The sequence below is a fragment of the Nocardia sp. CA-107356 genome (assembly GCF_050946365.1).
In the GTDB taxonomy this organism is placed as follows: domain Bacteria; phylum Actinomycetota; class Actinomycetes; order Mycobacteriales; family Mycobacteriaceae; genus Nocardia.
Window position 1 is genome coordinate 2,028,720 of record NZ_CP191992.1, and the last position, 18,778, is coordinate 2,047,497.

Here is an 18,778-nt window from a genome sequence, read left to right on the forward strand (position 1 = left end):
TCAGAACTGTTCGGGGTGAACGAGTCCGGCGATTTTCGCCACCGCGATGTCATTGCTCGGGCCGAGGTAGATGGAATCCGAGAGCACCGTGTAGTTGGTGTTCTTGCTGGCGTTCCACTGCGGGAACTGCTCGAGGATCCGTTTGGCCGCCGCATCGATATCGGGATTGCGGTAGTTGACCACGATGAGCCCGTCGATCGGGGTGACGGCGAGCTGTTCCTTGCTGATCGTCACGAAAGTTGTGCCGTCGGTGCGGTTGAACGGGTTCACCGCATCGGCCCGTTCGATGATGTCGTTCCAGATGCCGCCCGCCGCGATGGCCGAGAAGTCGCCCGCATCGCCCATACCCATGCCCGGGAAGATGAGCAGCACATTCTTTGTGGGCTGTCCGGTGACCCGCGCGGCCGTCTCCGCGATCTTGCGTTCGGTGTCGTCGATGAGCCGTTCGGCGCGGCCGGGTACGTCGAAGATCTTCCCGAAATCGCGCAGCATGGCGTAGCTGTCCTCGATGGTCGGCGTGCCGGTGACCGCGCCGGTGACACCACAGTTCGCCCGGGGCACATAGGTATTGGCGCCCGCGCTGGACAGCTCCGCGCGGGTGGCGAAGCCTTGATCGGCCGCGAAGCCGCCGCCCCCGGTGGAGATGACGAGATCGGGATGCTGGGCGAGCATGGCCTCGCGGGGGATGTCCTGCAGGCTGTTCGGGGTGATACCGCCGGTCGGGAGCGCCGCGATGGCGGCGGCGCGGCCGGGCACCTCGGAGGTGCCGTAGGACTGGGCGTTGGCGATGACGCGGTCGCCGACACCGAGGGCGACCAGTGACGAGACCTCGCCGATGGAGCCGCCGTTCATCACAACGACCCGCTTCGGGGGCTCGGTGAAGGTGTAGCTCTTACCGCAATTGTCGATGGTGATCGGATAGTGGGTGACGCCCTCGGTCGCGGCCGTGGGTGCGGTGGTCGCGGATTCGGTCACCGTGGTCGAACATCCGGCGATGGCGCCGACGGCCAAGGCGAGCACAGCGGCATGTTTCAGGGGCGGGGTCGGGCTTTCGGTGCGCCCGTGGCGCGGTCGCACCCGCAGTGCTGTGTGTTGCATGACCATTTGGTCGTCCGGTCCAGTGGTCTGGTTCCCGGCAATTTTCCGGGCCGCGCACGCGAACCGAGTATTGTCATGGGCGCGCGCCGACCCTGTACAGACCCGGCGGACCCTGCTTCACTGGTGGGACAGGTCTGCACCCGGACCGCAGGAGCCAGCGCATGTCCACCCACTTCGCTTATCCGCCAGGGCGACCCGCTGACCGTGACGAACCGAAACACGGTGAGTGCGTCGATATTTCGGCCGTGCCCGGAGCCCGGATCATCAAGCTCTCGGTGAGCCACCCACGCTTCGATGTGACACTGGTGGTTGTCGCTGGTGAAGTCGATCTGTGCACCGCGCCGTTGCTGCGGGATAAGCTGTTGCGCGCCTTCGGTTCCCAGGAATCGACCATGGTCGTGGATCTCTCACCGGTCACCTTTTTCGCCGCCGCCGGGCTGACGACGCTGATCGAGGCCCAGGCGGCGGCCGAAAGGGCCGATCGCCGAATGGTGTTGATCACCACGGTGCGCTGCGTCGATCGCGTTCTCGAGATCACCGGGTTGTCCACGATGTTCTGCCGCGTCGGTTCCCTGGCCGCGGCACTCGCGGACACCGCACCGGGATGTGCGGCCCCGGTGTAGGTTCCGGCGATCTCGGCTGGCGCGACTCAGCGGCGCCGCGTCTCCAGGCGTTCCCGCGCCTGTGCAATTCGGTCCTGCGCCAGCGCCATACGTTCCTGGGCTCTATCGAGTCGGCGCAGGGCCCTATCGATCCGAGGTTGCGCCCGCTTGGCCCGCCGCTCGGCCTTCGCAGCCAGACGCGCACCACGCCGGTGTGCCTTCTCCGACAGCCCAACGCCGCGCGCCCGCGCGGTCGAGGCCAGTTCGGGCCCACGCGCTTTGGCCATCCCGGCCAGCTCGATCCCGCGGTGCTGGGCTTTTTCGGCGAGTTCGGTGCTGCGGTGCTGGGCCTTTTCGGCGAATTCGGCGCCGCGGTGCTGGGCCTTTTCGGCGAATTCGGCGCCGCGATGCTGGGCGATTTCGGCCAGTTCGACACCGCGGTACTGAGTCTTCTCGGCCAGGAGTGCGCCGCGTTCGCGTGCGGTCGAGGCCAGTTCGGGACCCCGTTCCTTGGCTATCTCGGCGAGTTCGGCGGCCTTCTCGGCCAGCTTCGCGCCACGCGCCCTGGCGAGTTCGGTCCACTCCGGACCGTGCTCCTTGACCGTATCGGCAATCTCGGAGCCCCGCTCCTGCGCGACCGCGGCAACCTTCGTCGCGGCGACATCGCCGAGTTCCCTGGCGCGGACGGCGGCGTCGTACGCATGTCGACGCAGCGCCTCGCCGGTCGGCGAATCCGCCGCCGCGAACGGCAATGCGGCCGAGACCGCCGCGCTGGCATTGCTCGCGGCCCGGCGGCCACGCCAGCCGAGCGACGGTTTCCCTCCGGTATCCGCGCTGGCGATCATCAGACCGCCGAGCAGACTCACATCCTTGAGGAAGGCGGTGCGCTTGGCCGCCTTGCGATCCGGATCCTTCTCCGCCCAGAAGTCCTGTTCGGTGATCGTCGCCGGGATCACCGTCGCGGCCAGGGTGAGCGAGGCGAGTCGAGGCAGCTTGCCCAGTGCGAGCAATGCTCCGGCCGAGACCTGGGCGATCGCGTTGAGTTTGACGGCCGTCCCCGGATCCGATGGCAATTTGACGGCGAGATTGTCGGGCAGCGATTGCTGGCCCTGCTGTACCAGCGTCGTGGCCGCTTTGGTGCGCTGCTCAGGGTGGACAAGCGCATCGACGCCATCGGCGACGAAGGCGGTCGCCAGCAGTGGTCGGGCGAATCGGCGTAGCAACATGACATCCCTTTCCTCGGTGGCTGAGGTTCGGGTTCCCGCGTTCGGCACCGACAAACAACAAGATCAACACCTCGGAATCAGGTTTTGACCGGGTGTTCTGTTGCGCCGAACGGCCGTACCTCCTGACTGGATAGGAAGGTGGTGATGATGTTCGTGACGCTCTCTGGAGACTCCACCATAGGCAGGTGGCCGCATTCGGGGAGCTGGATTCGGGTGTGCGGATGCAGCGTCTCGTCGAGCTGGGCGCCAGCGCGGGCCGACAGGATGCGGTTCTGCTCGCCCCAGATGGTGCAGATGGGCGGGAATCCGGGGCCGGGGGTGAAAGCATCCAGGTCGGCATATGTCGGGAAGTCCTGGACCAAGCCGTGCAGCGCCTGCAGCCGCCCCTTATCGCCCCAGTGCGCCGTGAGGCGCGGCGAGTGGTGCAGATCGCGGCGCCGTCCGTCCGCGCCCAACTGGTCCGCGATGATCCGGGAGACGACCGCATCGGGCAGCGCCAGCCTGCGCGCCACGGGTCCGAGCGGGAGCCGGGCGTCGACCCAGGCGAGTCCGGCCTGACGCCCGGCGCGCACGGTATTCCACGTCAAGGGGTTGCACAGCACCAGTGCCCGCACGGTGTCCGGATGCGTCATCGTGTACCGCAACGAGGTAGCGGCACCGAGGCAGTTCCCGATCAGCACGACATCGGCGAGATCCTGCGCGGCGAGGAAGGCCTCGAGCATATCCGCGTAGTCCGCGAGCCGGTATCCGTCGGCCGGCTGGTCGGATTCTCCGTAACCAGGCAGGTCGAGCGCGAAAACCTCGTAGTGATGTCGCAATTCGCCGACCTGATCGTCCCAGATATGGCGTTGGGTACCCGCGTTGTGCAGGAGTACGACGGGTGGGCCGCTGCCGACTCGGTCATAGACCACATCCCGACCCCGGTGCGCGAATATCGCCACATCGCCTCCTCGCGAGTGGATAGGCGAACACCTGTGTTCGCCAGTAACAGATAAGGTAGCGCGGATCGGGCGGCGAAGCGAATCGCCGAGCGGCCGGTCGGTACGGCGGGTCAGCTCTTCGCCGCGCCCGCCCGCAGGAATCGCCCCGTGCGTTCGGTGCCGAGGACCGACGCCGCCACACCATTGCCGAAGACGTATTCCCCGCCGACCAGTACCGCGGTCACGGTCGCATCGTTGCGGTTGACCATCCGGGAGAGGTCGTCGAATACCGCGATCGGATGTTCGGCATAGGCCTCGACAGTCTCGTCGAGATGTGCCGGATCGATGACGACCAGGTCGGCGCGGTCACCCGGGCGCAGGTGGCCCGCATCGATGCCGTACCAGTCGGCGAGTTCGCCGGTGATGCGGTGTACGGCACGTTCCAGGGACAGGAACGGTCGCCCCGCGCGCTCGGCGTCGTGTACCCGGCGCAGGAACCGCAGCCCGAAGTTGTAGAAGGCCATATTGCGCAGGTGTGCACCGGCATCGGAAAAGCCGAGCTGCACACCGGGATCGGCCGCGAACTTGTCGAGCACCTGCGGCCGGTGGTTGGAAATGGTCGTCCGCCACCGCACTTTGCTGCCATATTCCACGACCAGGTCCAGGAACGCGTCCACTGGGTGCAGTCCACCGCGATCGAGCCCGACCTGACCGAAGGTCTTGCCGAGGACCGATTGATCCGGGCATTCCACGATTTCGGCATCGAAGAAATCGCGATGCCAGACCCGCGGCCCGAACTTCTTGTCGTAGTCCGTGCGGAACCGGCGTCGATAGCCTTCGTCGCGCAGCAGCTCCCCGCGCTGTTCCAACTGGTTGGACAGGTGCAATGCCGCTGCACCCGAACCGAATTCCTCGAAGACGGGCAGATCGATACCGTCGGAGTACACCTCGAACGGCACCGGCAGATGTTGCCAGCGGAAGTCGCCGCCCAGTCGGTTGAGCACGCGGGCGATCAGCGGAAACATCTGGGCGACAGCGGGAATGGCCTTGATATCGGCCGCCGAGAGCAAGCTGACCTTGAGCGGTTTGCGGAATATGCCGAGGCTGCTCGCCGCCATCGCGACCAGACTCTGCGGCCGGGCCACATCCGGACCGCCCTGGAGCGCCCGGCCGCGGCGACGCAGGATCGCATTGAGTCTGCGGCGTTCCCGCGCGCTGGCATAGGTCGATGGCAGGGTGCGCGATCGGCACACCTCGCCGTCGAGTTTGTCGAACAACAGCTGCTGGGAGGACATGCCGACGAAGCCGGCGTCCAGCGCCTCGTCGAGCTTGGCAGCCATGGCGGTCAATTCGGCCTCGGTGGGGCGAATCTCCTTGCGGGTGGCGCGATCCAATCCCATCTCCGCGGCCCGGATATCGGAATGTCCGATGAACGCGGCGAGATTGGGCCCGAGCGGCAGCGCCTCCAGCGCCTCGACATATTCGTGCGCCGAAGTCCAGGACTTGGTTTCGGTCATCGCCGCGATCACATGTTTGCGTGGGATGGCCTCGACCCGCCCGAACAGATCACCGGCGTCGGATGCGCCGACATGCACCGTCGACAGGGAGCACGAGCCGAGCAGTACGGTGGTGATGCCGTGCCGGACGGATTCGGCGAGCGCCGGACTCCGCAGCACCTCGACGTCGTAATGGGTGTGGATATCGATCATGCCGGGAATCACCCATTTCCCGGCGGCATCGATGACATTCGGGCAGTCGGTCTCATCGAGGGGTTCGGCCGAGACGACGGCGATGCTGCCGTCGCGGATGCCGAGATGGCGGATGGCCGAGGGGGAGGCCGCGCCGTCGAACCAGCGCCCGTCTTTAATGATCGTGTCGTACATGACTTCTCACATCTCAGTGCTGATCCGAGGCCGAGTCGGCGGACAGGGCTTCGGCGATTCCGGCGCGCACGACTTTGCCGGTCGCATTGCGGGTCAAGGGTGTTGTGGTGAGCCGCCAGCGTGCGGGGACCTTGTAGTAGGCGATGCGCTGCTCGGCGAACTCCGCCAGTTCCTGTTCGGTTGTGGCGGACGGATTCTCGATAACCACCAGGGCGGCGACCTGTTGTCCCAGGTCGTCGTCGGGCAGGCCGACGACGGCGGATTCAACGACTGCGGGATGTTCGTCCAAACACTGCTCGACCTCGGTCGGGTAGACGTTCTCGCCCCCGCGCAGGATGAGATCCGAACGCCTGCCGGACAATCGGAGTCGGCCCTGCTCGACCACGCCGATATCGCCGGTGCGCAGCCAGCGGTCGGGGGTGATGGCGGCCGCGGTCGCGGCGTCGTCGGCCCAGTAGCCGAGCATGACGTACGGGCTGCGCACCCAGATCTCGCCTTCCACCCCCTCATCGACGGGCTCGCCGAGCTCGTCGCGGATCGACAGCTCGACGCCGACTACCGGGCGACCCACCGTATCCGGGAATGCCGCGAGTTCGGCCGGTGCCGCGATGGTCGCCGCGGTACTGCATTCGGTCATGCCGTAACTGGTCACCAACGCGGTCTTGGCGACCGGAAGTTGTTCGCGCAGGTGCTGTTGCAACGCCGCCGAGGACGGTGCGGAGTTGAGCGAGAAGGCGGCAAGCGAGGACAAGTCGTACTTCGACACATCGACCTCGAGCAGTCGAGTAGCCATGGTCGGCATCGCGCCCCAGTTGCTGATCCGCTCCCGCTCGATCAGCCGCAGTATCCGCTCGGCGTCGAACGCGCCCTGATAGATGACGGCGGTATCGCCGGTCGCCATCCGCGGCAGCACCAGATTGTGCAGGCTGGCGATGTGGAACAGCGGTGAGGTGAGCAGGAAGCGGCGGCCCTTCGGACTTCCGTCGTCGACACCACCCTGGAAGGCGGCGGCGAGTGCGTCGTTGAAACGGTGATAGTCGATGACTGCCACCAGATTTCGGTGGGTGTGCACCGCGCCCTTGGGGCGGCCGCTGGTACCGCTGGTGTACAGAATGACCGCGGGATCGTCTTCGTCGACCGAGGTGTGCGGCGGCTCGCCGTCGCCGAAGTCGGCGATCAGCGCGGGCAGGTCGTGTTCCATGGTGAGAACGGGCACCTGAATGTCGAGCTGGGCCACCTGCGCCGCGCGTTTCGCGTCGACGATCAGCACGGCGGGACCGGTGTGCTCGACGCCGTAGGCGATTTCGCGCGGCATCCACCAGGCGTTGTAGCCGACCGCGATCGCGCCGAGCGCCTGTGCGGCCCAGAACGCCACCACCCATTCGGGGGTATTCGCCGCGAGAATGCCGATCCGGTCGCCCTTCGCGACGCCGTACCGGTCCCGCAGCGCTCGAGCCAGCGCATATACCGCCGCCGCGTGCTCGGCATAGGATATCCGGCGTTCTTCGGTGACCAGGTAGTCTCGATCACCCATCGCGACCGAGGCCCCGAGCACCTCGCCCAGCGAGTGGCCGCGGTCCTTGATCACCGGAATGGCGGCGCCGAGCACATCCTCCACCGACATCTCGAACTGTCCACCCGGCCCGGTCAGCTTCGCCACGGCCGCGGCCGCCAGTGCTTGTGGGTCGAAGGGCTTTGTCATAGGTAGCTCTTCCTCATGGGTAGTCATTGCCTCGGAACGACGAGGTTGGTTGGGCATCATGGTCGCCTAGGGAACCAGGACCGCGCGGCCGGTGACCAGACCGCGCTCCAGTCGATCCAGGGCCTCGCGGCCATCCGCGAGATCGAAGCGTTCGACCTCGACCGTGAGCCTGCCCGACCCCGCCAGCGCCACGGAGTTGATCAGGTCGGATTTGGTGCCGCCGTAGGACTTTCGGATCGAAGCGCCCCATGGCCAGCCGGGGCCGCCCGCCGGTCCCGCGGTGATCTCCGGTGCGCCGCCGCCGAGTCCGATCATGCGGTACGCGCCGTTGGGGGCTACCGATTCCACCGCCAGCGTGGCGGTCGCATCGACACCGACGAAATCGAAGACGGCATCCGCGCCGCGACCGTCGGTGCGGTCCAGGATTTCTCGTGCCGTATCGGCACCGGCGATAAGCCCTTCGGCCGCACCACAGCGTGTGGCCAGTGCGAGCTTGTCCTCGCTCATATCCACTGCGATCACGTGTGTCGCGCTGGTCGCGGTCAGGATCTGCACCGCGACATGGCCGAGTCCGCCGATGCCGATGACCACCGCGACCGAACCCGGTCGCAGCTGTGCCCGAGCGCCCTCGATGGCGTGATAGCTCGACAGCGCCGCGTCGGCCAGCGGCGCGGCCTGCAGGAAATCCAGGTCGCCGATGGGCACGAAAGAGCGTGCGGGAATACGGATGTACTCCGCCATACCGCCGTCCGGACCCAGTCCGGGGCACGGTGGCATGGCGGTGCGACCGGCGGCGAGACAGACATTCTCGTTGCCGCTCACACACTCTCGGCAGACGCCGCAGGACCAGCACAGGTAGACGATGCCGCGTTCACCGGCCACCCGACCCTCGACACCCGCGCCGACCGCTTCGATGGTGCCCGCGACCTCGTGCCCGAGCGTCAGCGGTTGCTCGCGCATCTTGAACGGGATATGCAGCACATGCAGATCCGAATGGCAGATTCCGGCCGCGCCGACGCGCAGCAGCAGATCCGTCGGCCCGATCTCGGGCACCGCGACCTTGCGCAGCTCGAGTACACCCGGATCGGTGAGCTGCAATGCCCGCATCATGACCGCACCACCGAGAACACCTCGCGCAGATAGGCATTCGCGCGATCGGAGCCGATGAGTCCCGGTGCCATCTTGTTCATGGTGTAGGCGAAGGTGACCCGGTGCTCGAGGTCGTTGACCACGATGGCGCCGCCGAATCTGGCCCACCAGCAGACCCGGCCGCCGGGGACCTCCGGTGCGGTCTGCGGCTGGGGGAGTCCGTATCCGAGTCCGAAGCGCAGCGGCAGCAGCAGCGCCAGATCGACGCCGTCGGACTGCTGTTCGAAGATCAGGTCGATCGTCTTCTCCGACAACAACCTTCGGCCGTTCAGCTCGCCACCGCAGGACACCAGCGACTGCACGCGGGCCACCGAATGGGCATTGCCGTGCCCGTTCACCGCGCCGATCTCGGCCGCCCGCCACGCGGCGCTATTGGCCTCGGGAATATCGAGCAATGGACTGGTGAGCGTCTTGACTAGGATGCTCTCCTGATCGAGGGCCGCCATATCGAATTCCAGCAGCGGCGGTGGGACCAGCGGCGCGATTCGGTGGTGATGTTCGGGGCCGGTGCCGATATGGAAGTCGGCGTGCAGCGGTCCCGCGAGTTCCTCGGCGAACAACTCCCCGAGCGTGCGGCCGGTGATGCGGCGGATCACTTCGCCGACCAGATGTCCGTAGTTCAGCGCGTGATATCCGGATGCGGTGCCGGGCTCCCACCATGGCGGCTGCGCGGCGAGCCGAGCGCTGGCCGCTTCGGTGTCGTAGATATCGGCCAGCTCGATCGGCCGTTCCCAGCCGGAGACGCCGGAGGTGTGCCCGAGTAGTTGGCGGATCTCGATATCGCCCTTGCCATTCGCGGCGAATTCCGGCCAATAATGCGCGACCTTTTGCTGCACATCCAGTTCACCGCGGTCGACCAGCAGCAGCGCGGACAGCGCGGTCATGGTCTTGCTGATGGAGAAGACATTGACCAGGGTGTCCTCGGTCCACGGCACCGTACGTTCGAGATCGTGGTGTCCGCCCCAGATATCGGCGACCGGTTCGCCGTCGACCATTACACAGATCGCTGCGCCCAGCTCCTCGCCCGAGGCGATCTGATTCGCCAATTCGGTTCGCACACCGGCGAATTCGTCGGCACAGAATCCTGATGTCGTCATGATGAGTGGCCCCTCAGGCATTCTCGAGCGTCCGGGCGGGCACCGGTAGGGCATTGCCCGCCGCGGCGGCTCGCTTCGCGCCCCGGGCCATTTCCCGGTTCATATCGCGCACGTACGGCTCGAATTCGATCTGGATGGTGTGCCGAGGCGAGTTGTAATACCGGCCGCTGCGGCGCTGTTCGGCCGCGGCGATCTCCGCGTTCATCTGCGCCTGCGACGGTGGCAGGTACTTGCCGGTCAGATACGCCGCGACCAGCTTGCTCTGCTGTTCGGCGAAGTTCACCAGGGTCGGCAGCGGTTGGGCCAGGCCGAGGTAGAACAGATTGTCCACGCCCGGCTTCATCATCTGCTTGAACAGCGGGATGTGATTCTGCTCGTCGGGCACCAGCTGCGGATCCGAGAAGAACGGGAAGCTGATGTGATAGCCGGTGGCGCAGACGATCACATCCACCTCCTCGGTGCTGCCATCGGCGAAGCGCACCCGCGGACCTTCCAGTGCGGTGATGGCCGGTTTGAAGGCGATATCGCCGCATCCGGCGCGGTGCAGGAACTCCTCGCTGGCCGACGGATGTGCCTCGAACGGTTTGTGATCCGGTTTCGGCAATCCGTAGAACTCCATATCGCCGCGGAACTTGCGCACGAAGCGCTGCTTGAGCTTCATGCTGATCTTGCGCGGAATCCACGGCGGCACACTCTGTTTGTCACCGACCGTGCCGTGCACATATTTCGGCAGCACCCAGACCCCACGCCGCGCCGATACGGTCAGCTTCTCCGCGACGAAGCGTTGGGACAGTTCCGAGGCGATATCCAGCCCGGAATTGCCCATGCCGACCACCACGACCTTCTTCCCCCGCATATCGACCGGGTCGAATGGATCGTTGTAGGCATGGCTGTGCATCAGCACCCCGTCGAATTCGCCGGGGTAGTCGGGCGTGCGCGGATCCCAGTGATGGCCGTTGCAGACGATCAGCACGTCGTAGCCGCGGGTGCGGCCGTCACTCGCGGTCACCAGCCAGCTGCCGTCGTCCTGGCGCTCGGCCGCGGTGACCTTGGTATCGAACAGGATCTTGTCGCGGAAGCCGAAATGGTCGACGTAATCCTTGAAGTACTGGAACAACTGCGAATGGTGCGGGAAATCCGGCCATTCCGCTGGTGCCGGATAGTCCTCGAAGGCGAGGCGGAACTTGCTGGTATCGATATGCAGCGACTGGTAGCAGGCCGACATGCCATTGGGATTCTTGAAGTACCAGTTGCCGCCGACTTCATCACTCGCCTCGTAGACGTCGAAGGGAATGTCGAAGTCCTGCAGGCGTTTTGCGGCGGTGATACCGGAGGGGCCCGCGCCGATGACGCATACCCGGGGCAGATTGCGTTGAGTCAATTCACTAGTCCTCGTCTGAAGGCTTGCCGTCACCTACCGGCGGCACCGGATGCGGTGCCCGAACCATCCCCAGCCGCCTGCGGCCGTGGAGTGACGTAGGCAACAAACTAGCACTGGCTGGACGTGGTGTCTAGTGAATGACATGATGTCTACCATGCCGACCAAGTCGAACCCGCCCGCACTGAGCCTGCGCGAGGAGCAGAAGCTGCAGACCCGCGCCAAACTGATGGAGGGTGCGAAGGCGCTGTTCATCGAACGCGGGTACGCGGCGGTCCGGGTGGACGACATCGTCGCCGCCGTCGGCTGCAGCCGCGCCACCTTCTACCTGCACTTCGCCAGCAAGCTGGAGGTGTTGCGCGCCATCGCCGAACAGAGCACCGCCCCGACCGCCCTGCATTTCTATGAGGATCTGGACCGGGTGCTCGATACCGGTTCGCGCGCGGAGTTCGTGGACTGGGTGACCCGGGCCATCGCCTGGTTCCACGAATACAAGGACCTGCTGCCCGCCTGGGACGAGGCCACCGCACTGGAACCGCAATTCCGCGAGATCGCCCGCAGCGGCATCCTCGCCCTGCCCAACGCCATGACCTCCTACCTCGCTCGTTGGCCCGAGGACCGGCAAGATGAGGCCCGCCTTCGCGTGGAACTCCTTGTTGCCCAACTGGAACGCTTCTTCACCCGGTGGGCCATGCAGGGCATCATCGACGTCACCGCGGACCAGGCCGCCGAGGTCCTCACCGACATCTGGTTCCCAGCACTCCAAGCGCCCGCGACGTAGCGCGGGTCGGGCTATACAGCGAATACCCCGAAGTTCTGTTAGCTAGACATTCGCTGAGATTTGGAATCTTGCCTGTTCCTGGGCGATTTCGGCGGTGGCTGTGAATCTGTCGGTGGTGTGCGGCATCATCTGTGCACGCAGCCATCCACGAATACCGCTCGGAGTGCCCCATGCCGTCCCCAAGAACGAAACCACAGCCGTTGTCGGACACTGAGATTCAGCAGATCGCCACGGACATCGCGGGCGGTCGCCCACCGATGGTGTGGTTCACCGCGGCCGCGGTGGGCGTGCCGGAAGGACGGTCCGGCAAGGTGGTCGAGATCGGTGATCGATCCGAGAGTGACTTCCTGCGGGTCAAGCCGACCGGATCGAAGGATGTACTGTCCTTTTCTCCGACCGAAGTCACGTTGACCAAGCCGCCGCGGGATAAGGCGGCAACCGCTAGCCCTGTCCAGCCGAAGTCGACAACCAGGAAGGAATCCACTGTGACCCAGCCGTCGACCTTCACGACGAGCACCGCCACCCCGCCGAGCCCTGCGCCCAGCCCGGCCCCGGTCGCCCCGAAACCCGTTGCCCCCGCGGCCGAACCGGCCAAGCCGGCGGCATCCGCGGGCCCCGCGAAACCCGCGACCAAGGCCACCGCCGCCGCGCGGACCAAGGCGAAGGCGCCGGAGGTCACGGTGACGCTCACCGGAACCGCGGACGGCGAATGGTCGGTCGATGTGGTCAGCGGCAAGAAGAAGTCCGTGCGCGGGCTGCCGGTGACCAGCTCGGCGGTGGCGCAGGCCGCCAAGGTGCTGCATCCGGAGGTGGCCGAGGTAGTGGCCGGAATTCTGGAGGCGGCCCGCGTGGTGCAGGAGTCCAAGGTGCAGCAGTTGCAGGTGGAGTTACAGGAAGCGCGGCGGCTGCTCGAGGAGCTGTCGGACTAGACCGCGGTGCTGGCTGATCAGACCGCGGTGCTGGCGGACTTGCCGCTGGCATTGTGCGATCTGCCGCTCGGGCGCCAGATCCGGCGTCCCGAGTCGGCGGTGCCGTGGCGTGTATCGCTACTGCGTGCGTCGGTGCCGTGGCGAAGATCGTCGTGGAACGCGTAGCCGAGCGAGTACTCCTTCGCGTGGTACATCGCCGAATCCGCGTCCCGGATGAGGTCGTAGATGGTGTCCTGGGAGCTGCGCGGGCTGCCGCAGGCCAGCCCGACGCTCGCGGTGATCGGAATCTCGCCCGCGCTCAGCTCGAACGGCCGAACGAAGGCGCCGAGTAGTCGTTCCGCGAGCATGGCCGCCTCTTGCCGGTCGAGCGGTGCGAGTACCACGAATTCGTCGCCGCCGTAGCGGGCCACCACATCCTCGCGTCGGATGACCCGCCGGATCCGGGATGCCGCATTCGCGATCATCTCATCGCCGACCGCGTGGCCATAGCTGTCGTTGACCATCTTGAAGCCGTCGAGGTCGATGAACAGCAGGCACAACGGCTGCTCGATCCAGTGCTCGCTATTGCGATTCAGCGCGCGCAGCAGGGCGGACCGGTTCAGCAATCCGGTGAGCATGTCGTGATCTGCCTGGTACTGCGCGCGCCGTTCGCTGCGCGCACTGCGCACGATGGCGCGTTCGCTGCGCACCAGCACGCCGATGAGCAGCAGCGCGCACAGTGAGGAGACCACCACCCGATCCAGGGTGTCCAGGCTGGAGCCGACCACCGGAACCAGCGAGGCCACGATCAACGCGACCGCGATGGAGCTGGCCCGCTGCCGCGAGTGATGCGGGTGGATGCGCCGGGGCGCACCGAGGGTGGCCATGGTCGGATGCAGTGCCGCGACGCCGACGATGAGGTAGGCGACCAGCAGCGGCGCCAGCAGCATCTCGTGCCCGATGGGTGCGTTGCCGACGGTGTCGAGGCTGTAGCCGAGATCGCCGATCAGTACGGCGATCAGGCCGCCGTGCAGCAGGCGTAGCGAGGTCTCCGACCGGGTCGCGGTGGCCATCGAATGCGCGACCAGGGTCAGCAGCAATGCGTCGAGTACCGGATAGGTCGCGGCCACCAGGGTGTTCGTGGTGGTGTCGTGCGACTGCAGAATCGGTGAGATCAGAAAGGTCCACGAAGTCAGCAGCGCACCGAGCCCGATGAGCGCGGAGTCGAGCAGCAGGTCGTAGTCGGCCCGGACCTGGCGCGGGCGCAGCCATAGTGTGGCAGCCACGCCGATGCCGAAATAGCCTGCGAGAGTGAACAGGTCGTCGATCGGGTGCAGCGCGTGATCGTCGATCTCGCGGGTGGCCGTGCCCACCGCGAACAGTACGGCCGAGGCCGAGAGCAGGTACCAGGGCAGCGGCCGCTCGGGCCGATGCCGCCGCAGACCGACGCCGATCATGGTGAGCGCGGCGATGACCACGGTGGCCATGGTCAGCAGCGACAGCGGGCGCCGATCAACGAGGAGCAGTATCGCGAGGCCGATCGTGGCGCCCACGAGAAGTACTGTGCACCACCGCATTTCGAAGCGGTGCCGGGCGGTCGGCTGCTCTTCGCTGACTGTCATCAGCCCCCCTTGGTCGCTCCATCCCCAGTGAACCGCGCCGCGTAGTAGGTCTGCGAATCCTCCACCGCGACTTCGACGTTCGCCTGCTGCTCATCGAGCACCGCTCGAATGCTGTCGGCGAAGGAAAACCGAGTGTTGTTGTACGAGCAGATGTCCCAACCGACCGCGGCGCGCTCGGCCACCAATACCTGGACAACTGATTTGATCATGGCATGGAACGCGGCGCCTTGTCGCGCACTTGGCGCAACAAGGGTGAAACCCGCGTAGTAGATCGCATCGCGTGCCGCGTGCTCGGGATAGCGGGCGGCGAAGTACTCCGGGCTGATCCACGGCACGGTCTCGAGATATTTGGTCAGTGTCGTCACCCCGATGGGTTCGCCGGTCGCGGTGCGCGCGACATGTTTGGCGACCCGTGGGTCGACCATCTCCTCGTGGAATTCGGACCGGTGCAGGACCTGTCTGGCAATGGCCTTGGTGCGCAACGGGCCGAAAGCCTCCTCGTAGAGCCGGTGGAACATCTCGATCCGGTCGTCGGGAATGCTCGATTCGATGGTGACGTGAACCTCGTGCCGCCCACCCGTCACCCGAGCGCCACCCCCGATCGAATCGCTACGCGATACCGCCGTCATCGTGGCTCCCACGGGGTGGTGTGATATGCCGCGAGCACCAGCGCGCAGGTCGGCGTGCCATCGGAGCGGGCCTCGGTGGTGCACAACTGGATCGGGCCGAATCGTTCCGGCCGGTTGCGGGTCATATCGGTCAGGCTGGATCGGATCAGTCGCGCGACCTCCGCGGCGGTTTCGGCCTCGTGCTCGACGAAAAGTCCGGCGCCCGAGCCGTCGTCGCGCAGTACCCAGCCGATGCCGGCGCTGGCCCGCTCGCCCGCCGCGGTGGCGTGCTGCGCTGCGTACACACAGTAGAGCCGATCTCCCCAGGGGATCGGCTTGCGGACGCGACCGGTGCGGGCCAAGGTAGCGCGCGGCGGTATGACCGATGACAGGCGAATCAAGTTGGCATCACCCACTCCCAGGTCACGCAGTGCCGCATCGAAGGCCGACATAGCCGTCGGGCCCGCCCCGGTCGCCGCGCCGATCTCGATCGTCAGTGGAGCTCCGGAGTCACGCTGATCGCCGCGTTCCGGCCTGCCCATGGGCGGGAGTAGTCGATCGATCCACTGCAGCCCGAGTAGGCCGCTGCGTGGGGTCGTGTGAATCATAATGCCCTCCCGAAACCGTCGGCCGATTTTATAGGCCGGTATTGCGTCAAATTCGACTGTGCGTCAAGAAGATCGATCGCGCATCCGCGCCGACCGAAGACCGTGCTCGCGCGGCGTGTCTCGTAGGGTGTGGTTCCGGTGGTTGCTGGGATGGCAAGCGTGGGCTCTGGCGATATGACGAAGTGAGGATTTCGTGCCGAAATGGGTGGCGCCCGGGCGGGTCAATATCATCGGTGAGCACACCGATTACAACGACGGCTTCGTGCTGCCCATCGCATTACCGCTGGTCGTCGAGTGTGCGGCCGAGGTGCGCCGAGACGGCCTGGTGCGGGTGGCATCGCGGCAGCGCCCCGGCGAGGTGGTGCTCGTCGAGCCGGGTGACCTTGGCGCCGAACGGGATCGGCTGCCGCCGTGGGCGCGGTACCCGCTGGGCGTTGTGTCCGAATTCATCCGGCACGGGTATCCGGTCGATGGGGTCGATCTCGACCTGGACGGCGCGGTACCGATCGGCGCCGGGTTGTCCTCCTCGGCCGCGTTGTCCTGCTCGGTGGCCCTCGCCCTGCGAGATCTGTTCGCGCCCAGCGTCACCGATCGGGAGTTGATCGATATCGCGCGGGCCGCCGAGAACGACTACGCGGGCGTGCCGACCGGGGTCCTCGATCAGTGCGCCTCGGTCCTGTGCCGAGCGGGGCATGCGCTCTTCCTCGACGTTCGTCGGTTTCTCGGTGCGGCGCCGGCGAGCCGCGGCGGTGGATACGAACAGATTCCGTTCGACCTGAACCGGTTCGGATTGGCGCTGCTCGTGATCGATACCGGACAGCCGCACGAGTTGGTCGACGGGGGTTACGCCGCCCGGCGTACCCAGTGCGAGGCGGCGGCCGCGGAACTCGGCGTGCCCGCACTGCGCGATGTCGATTCGATCGCGACTCTCGATCGGATCGTCGACCCGGTGTTGCGTCAGCGGGCTCGACACGTCGTCACCGAGAATGCCCGAGTTCTGTTGGTTGCCGAAAAGTTGCGAGCTGGTGCGGATCCGCGCGAGATCGGACCGATCCTCACCGCGGCGCACGAATCTCTACGCGATGATTTCGCGGTGTCGACATCGGCACTCGACACCGCTGTCGCCACGGCGCTCGACACCGGGGCGCACGGCGCGCGCATGGTCGGCGGCGGGTTCGGCGGCAGTGTCATCGCGCTGGTCGATTGCGATGACACCGCGACTGTCGCGGACGCGGTGCGAACTCGGTTCGCGCGATCGGGTTTCGATCCGCCGCGCACTTTCGTTGTGCTGCCGGGCGCTGGCGCGCACCGCGCCGACTGAGCAACCGATTGGGCAAATGTCCAATCTTTGTGCGTGATTGTGTCGCGCGGGTGCGGCACAATCACGCACAGTAGAACGCACGATGGCTCGACGCCCGGTTCACCACCTGGAGGGACGACGCTGTGCCGCTTGCCGATTCGACCGCTTTCCTATCAACTCCGGATACCGTCTCGGTCCAGGCCTCGTCGACCTTGCGCCTGGATGCGCAGCCCGTGGACTATGCGCTGGTCGCGCTGTATTTCCTCTTCGTAATCGGCATCGGTCTGCTGGCCAGGCGGCGCGTCTCGTCGAGTATCGACTTCTTCCTCTCCGGACGATCGCTGCCCGCGTGGGTGACCGGCCTCGCCTTCATCTCCGCCAATCTCGGCGCGGTCGAGATCATGGGCATGTCGGCCAATGGCGCCGAATACGGCTTCCCGACCTTCCACTACTTCTGGATCGGCGCGGTGCCGGCCATGCTGTTCCTCGGTGTGGTGATGATGCCGTTCTACTACGGCTCCAAGGTGCGCAGTGTGCCGGAGTTCATGCGACGGCGCTTCGGCACCGGCGCACATCTGGTCAACGCACTGAGCTTCGCGATCGCGCAGGTGCTCATCGCCGGGGTGAATCTGTATCTGCTCGGTTCCATCCTGAATGTGCTGCTCGGCTGGCCGCTGTGGGTGTCGGTGATCGTCGCGGCGGTGATCGTGCTCTCCTACATCACTCTCGGCGGATTGTCCGCGGCGATCTACAACGAGGTGCTGCAGTTCTTCGTCATCGTCGCCGCACTGCTGCCGCTGACCCTGGTCGGCCTGCACAAGGCGGGCGGTTGGGAAGGGCTGCGGGACAAGGTGACCGGATCGCCGGGCGGCGCCGAACAGTTGGAATCCTGGCCGGGCACCGCGCTCAGCGGGTTCTCCAATAACTTTCTGTCCGTGGTCGGCATCGTGTTCGGCCTCGGATTCGTGCTCTCTTTCGGCTACTGGACCACCAACTTCGTCGAGGTGCAGCGCGCGCTGGCGACGCATTCCATCTCCGCCGCCCGGCGCACGCCGATCATCGGCGCATACCCGAAGATGTTCATTCCGTTGATCGTGGTGATTCCCGGCATGATCAGCGCGGTGCTGGTGCCGCAGATGCGCGAATACAAGGCGGCGGTGACGGCCGATCCGAACTTCTCCGGTGATGTCACCTATAACCAGGCGCTGCTGTATCTGATGAAGGATGTGCTGCCGAACGGGCTGCTCGGCGTCGGGCTGGCCGGCCTGCTCGCGGCGTTCATGGCTGGGATGGCCGCCAATATCTCCGCCTTCAATACGGTGTTCAGCTATGACCTCTGGCAGCAGTATGTGCGCCGGGATCGGCCGGACGGGTACTACCTGACCGTGGGGCGGCTGGCCACGGTCGGCGCGACCGTCGCGGCGATCGGAACCGCGTTCATCGCGGGCAATTTCAGCAATATGATGGACTATCTGCAGACGCTGTTCAGCTTCTTCAACGCGCCATTGTTCGCGACGTTCATCCTCGGCATGTTCTGGAAGCGGATGACGCCGACGGCGGGTTGGATGGGGCTGGTCTGCGGGACCCTCTCGGCCATTGTGGTTTTCATCCTGCACAAAACCGATGTCTTCGAATTATCCGGCCAGGGATCGAGTTTCGTTGCGGCCGGTGTCGCCTTTGTCGTCGATATCGCCGTCAGCGTCGCGGTCACCCAGGTGACCCAGTCGAAACCCGATGCCGAACTCGTCGGGCTCGTCTATTCGGAGACGCCGAAGGAACTGCGCCACGATCCGGACGAGGCCAGTCTGCCCTGGTATCAGCGTCCGGTGCTGCTCGCGGGCATTGCGCTGATCCTGGTCATCGCCCTCAATATCATCGTCGGATAGGGAGGCCAGC

At 66.0% G+C, this 18,778-nt stretch carries 16 protein-coding genes; 5 read left to right on the forward strand and 11 right to left on the reverse strand.

The genetic code is table 11. The features are described from left to right. Entirely contained in the window at window positions 1-1,098 is a 1,098-nt protein-coding gene (locus tag ACQP1G_RS09085) for an ABC transporter substrate-binding protein (RefSeq protein WP_433200761.1), read from the reverse strand. A gap of 161 nt (window positions 1,099-1,259) precedes the next feature. On the opposite strand from ACQP1G_RS09085, the gene ACQP1G_RS09090 reads away from it, so the two are divergent. Beyond that, window positions 1,260-1,721, forward strand: a complete 462-nt coding sequence (locus ACQP1G_RS09090; protein ID WP_433200764.1) for an STAS domain-containing protein — start codon at window positions 1,260-1,262, stop codon at window positions 1,719-1,721. 26 nt (window positions 1,722-1,747) lie between these two features. On the opposite strand, the gene ACQP1G_RS09095 is transcribed toward ACQP1G_RS09090, so the two are convergent. From ACQP1G_RS09095 to ACQP1G_RS09125, 7 genes are all read right to left on the reverse strand, one after another. After that, window positions 1,748-2,926, reverse strand: a complete 1,179-nt coding sequence (locus ACQP1G_RS09095) for a DoxX family membrane protein (protein ID WP_433200767.1) — start codon at window positions 2,924-2,926, stop codon at window positions 1,748-1,750. Window positions 2,927-3,003: 77 nt separating this feature from the next. Continuing rightward, the gene (locus ACQP1G_RS09100; RefSeq protein WP_433200770.1) at window positions 3,004-3,867 is read right to left on the reverse strand and encodes an alpha/beta fold hydrolase; all 864 of its coding nucleotides are present in this window, start codon (window positions 3,865-3,867) and stop codon (window positions 3,004-3,006) included. 110 nt (window positions 3,868-3,977) lie between these two features. Next, window positions 3,978-5,729, reverse strand: a complete 1,752-nt coding sequence (locus tag ACQP1G_RS09105) for an N-acyl-D-amino-acid deacylase family protein (protein ID WP_433200773.1) — start codon at window positions 5,727-5,729, stop codon at window positions 3,978-3,980. A 13-nt stretch (window positions 5,730-5,742) separates the two neighbouring features. After that, complete coding sequence (locus tag ACQP1G_RS09110) at window positions 5,743-7,431, reverse strand: class I adenylate-forming enzyme family protein (protein ID WP_433200776.1); 1,689 nt, start codon at window positions 7,429-7,431, stop codon at window positions 5,743-5,745. Window positions 7,432-7,497: 66 nt separating this feature from the next. Next, entirely contained in the window at window positions 7,498-8,538 is a 1,041-nt protein-coding gene (locus ACQP1G_RS09115) for an NAD(P)-dependent alcohol dehydrogenase (RefSeq protein WP_433208339.1), read from the reverse strand. Continuing rightward, the gene (locus ACQP1G_RS09120; protein WP_433200779.1) at window positions 8,538-9,677 is read right to left on the reverse strand and encodes a serine hydrolase domain-containing protein; all 1,140 of its coding nucleotides are present in this window, start codon (window positions 9,675-9,677) and stop codon (window positions 8,538-8,540) included. The genes ACQP1G_RS09115 and ACQP1G_RS09120 overlap by 1 nt, the downstream gene beginning before the upstream one ends. A 13-nt stretch (window positions 9,678-9,690) precedes the next feature. Next, complete coding sequence (locus tag ACQP1G_RS09125) at window positions 9,691-11,058, reverse strand: flavin-containing monooxygenase (protein WP_433200782.1); 1,368 nt, start codon at window positions 11,056-11,058, stop codon at window positions 9,691-9,693. A gap of 154 nt (window positions 11,059-11,212) precedes the next feature. Here ACQP1G_RS09125 and ACQP1G_RS09130 point away from each other — a divergent pair, with 154 nt between their 5' ends. Both ACQP1G_RS09130 and ACQP1G_RS09135 read left to right on the forward strand, forming a co-directional pair. Beyond that, complete coding sequence (locus tag ACQP1G_RS09130) at window positions 11,213-11,836, forward strand: TetR/AcrR family transcriptional regulator (RefSeq protein WP_433200785.1); 624 nt, start codon at window positions 11,213-11,215, stop codon at window positions 11,834-11,836. A gap of 200 nt (window positions 11,837-12,036) precedes the next feature. Next, entirely contained in the window at window positions 12,037-12,765 is a 729-nt protein-coding gene (locus ACQP1G_RS09135; protein WP_433200788.1) for a DUF6319 family protein, read from the forward strand. A gap of 17 nt (window positions 12,766-12,782) precedes the next feature. Here the strand turns inward: ACQP1G_RS09135 and ACQP1G_RS09140 are convergent, their stop codons facing one another. From ACQP1G_RS09140 to ACQP1G_RS09150, 3 genes are read right to left on the reverse strand one after another with little or no spacing between them, the layout of a single operon-like run. Beyond that, on the reverse strand, window positions 12,783-14,366 hold the full coding sequence (locus ACQP1G_RS09140) for a diguanylate cyclase domain-containing protein (RefSeq protein WP_433200791.1): 1,584 nt from the start codon (window positions 14,364-14,366) through the stop codon (window positions 12,783-12,785). Then, window positions 14,366-14,995, reverse strand: a complete 630-nt coding sequence (locus ACQP1G_RS09145) for a hypothetical protein (protein WP_433200794.1) — start codon at window positions 14,993-14,995, stop codon at window positions 14,366-14,368. Before ACQP1G_RS09145 ends, ACQP1G_RS09140 begins: the two co-directional genes overlap by 1 nt. Then, window positions 14,992-15,582, reverse strand: coding sequence for a pyruvoyl-dependent arginine decarboxylase (locus ACQP1G_RS09150; protein ID WP_433200797.1), 591 nt, complete (start codon window positions 15,580-15,582; stop codon window positions 14,992-14,994). Before ACQP1G_RS09150 ends, ACQP1G_RS09145 begins: the two co-directional genes overlap by 4 nt. A gap of 193 nt (window positions 15,583-15,775) precedes the next feature. Here ACQP1G_RS09150 and galK point away from each other — a divergent pair, with 193 nt between their 5' ends. Together galK and ACQP1G_RS09160 are read left to right on the forward strand one after the other, a co-directional pair. Beyond that, window positions 15,776-16,903 (forward strand): galactokinase, encoded by a 1,128-nt coding sequence (gene galK, locus ACQP1G_RS09155; RefSeq protein ID WP_433200800.1) that lies wholly within the window; start codon window positions 15,776-15,778, stop codon window positions 16,901-16,903. 122 nt (window positions 16,904-17,025) lie between these two features. Further along, window positions 17,026-18,768 carry a sodium:solute symporter family protein gene (locus tag ACQP1G_RS09160; RefSeq protein WP_433200803.1) on the forward strand — a complete coding sequence of 581 codons (1,743 nt, stop codon included), beginning with the start codon at window positions 17,026-17,028 and terminating at the stop codon, window positions 18,766-18,768. The last annotated feature ends 10 nt before the right edge of the window (window positions 18,769-18,778 follow it).

Excerpts from the sequence above, each read along its gene's own strand:
- ACQP1G_RS09150 (WP_433200797.1), bottom strand. The coding sequence starts at position 15,582 with ATGATTCACACGACCCCACGCAGCGGCCTACTCGGGCTGCAGTGGATC.
- ACQP1G_RS09095 (WP_433200767.1), bottom strand. The coding sequence starts at position 2,926 with ATGTTGCTACGCCGATTCGCCCGACCACTGCTGGCGACCGCCTTCGTC.
- ACQP1G_RS09130 (WP_433200785.1), top strand. The coding sequence starts at position 11,213 with ATGCCGACCAAGTCGAACCCGCCCGCACTGAGCCTGCGCGAGGAGCAG.
- ACQP1G_RS09085 (WP_433200761.1), bottom strand. The coding sequence starts at position 1,098 with ATGCAACACACAGCACTGCGGGTGCGACCGCGCCACGGGCGCACCGAA.
- ACQP1G_RS09120 (WP_433200779.1), bottom strand. The coding sequence starts at position 9,677 with ATGACGACATCAGGATTCTGTGCCGACGAATTCGCCGGTGTGCGAACC.
- ACQP1G_RS09090 (WP_433200764.1), top strand. The coding sequence starts at position 1,260 with ATGTCCACCCACTTCGCTTATCCGCCAGGGCGACCCGCTGACCGTGAC.
- ACQP1G_RS09140 (WP_433200791.1), bottom strand. The coding sequence starts at position 14,366 with ATGACAGTCAGCGAAGAGCAGCCGACCGCCCGGCACCGCTTCGAAATG.
- ACQP1G_RS09115 (WP_433208339.1), bottom strand. The coding sequence starts at position 8,538 with ATGCGGGCATTGCAGCTCACCGATCCGGGTGTACTCGAGCTGCGCAAG.
- ACQP1G_RS09110 (WP_433200776.1), bottom strand. The coding sequence starts at position 7,431 with ATGACAAAGCCCTTCGACCCACAAGCACTGGCGGCCGCGGCCGTGGCG.
- ACQP1G_RS09105 (WP_433200773.1), bottom strand. The coding sequence starts at position 5,729 with ATGTACGACACGATCATTAAAGACGGGCGCTGGTTCGACGGCGCGGCC.
- ACQP1G_RS09145 (WP_433200794.1), bottom strand. The coding sequence starts at position 14,995 with ATGACGGCGGTATCGCGTAGCGATTCGATCGGGGGTGGCGCTCGGGTG.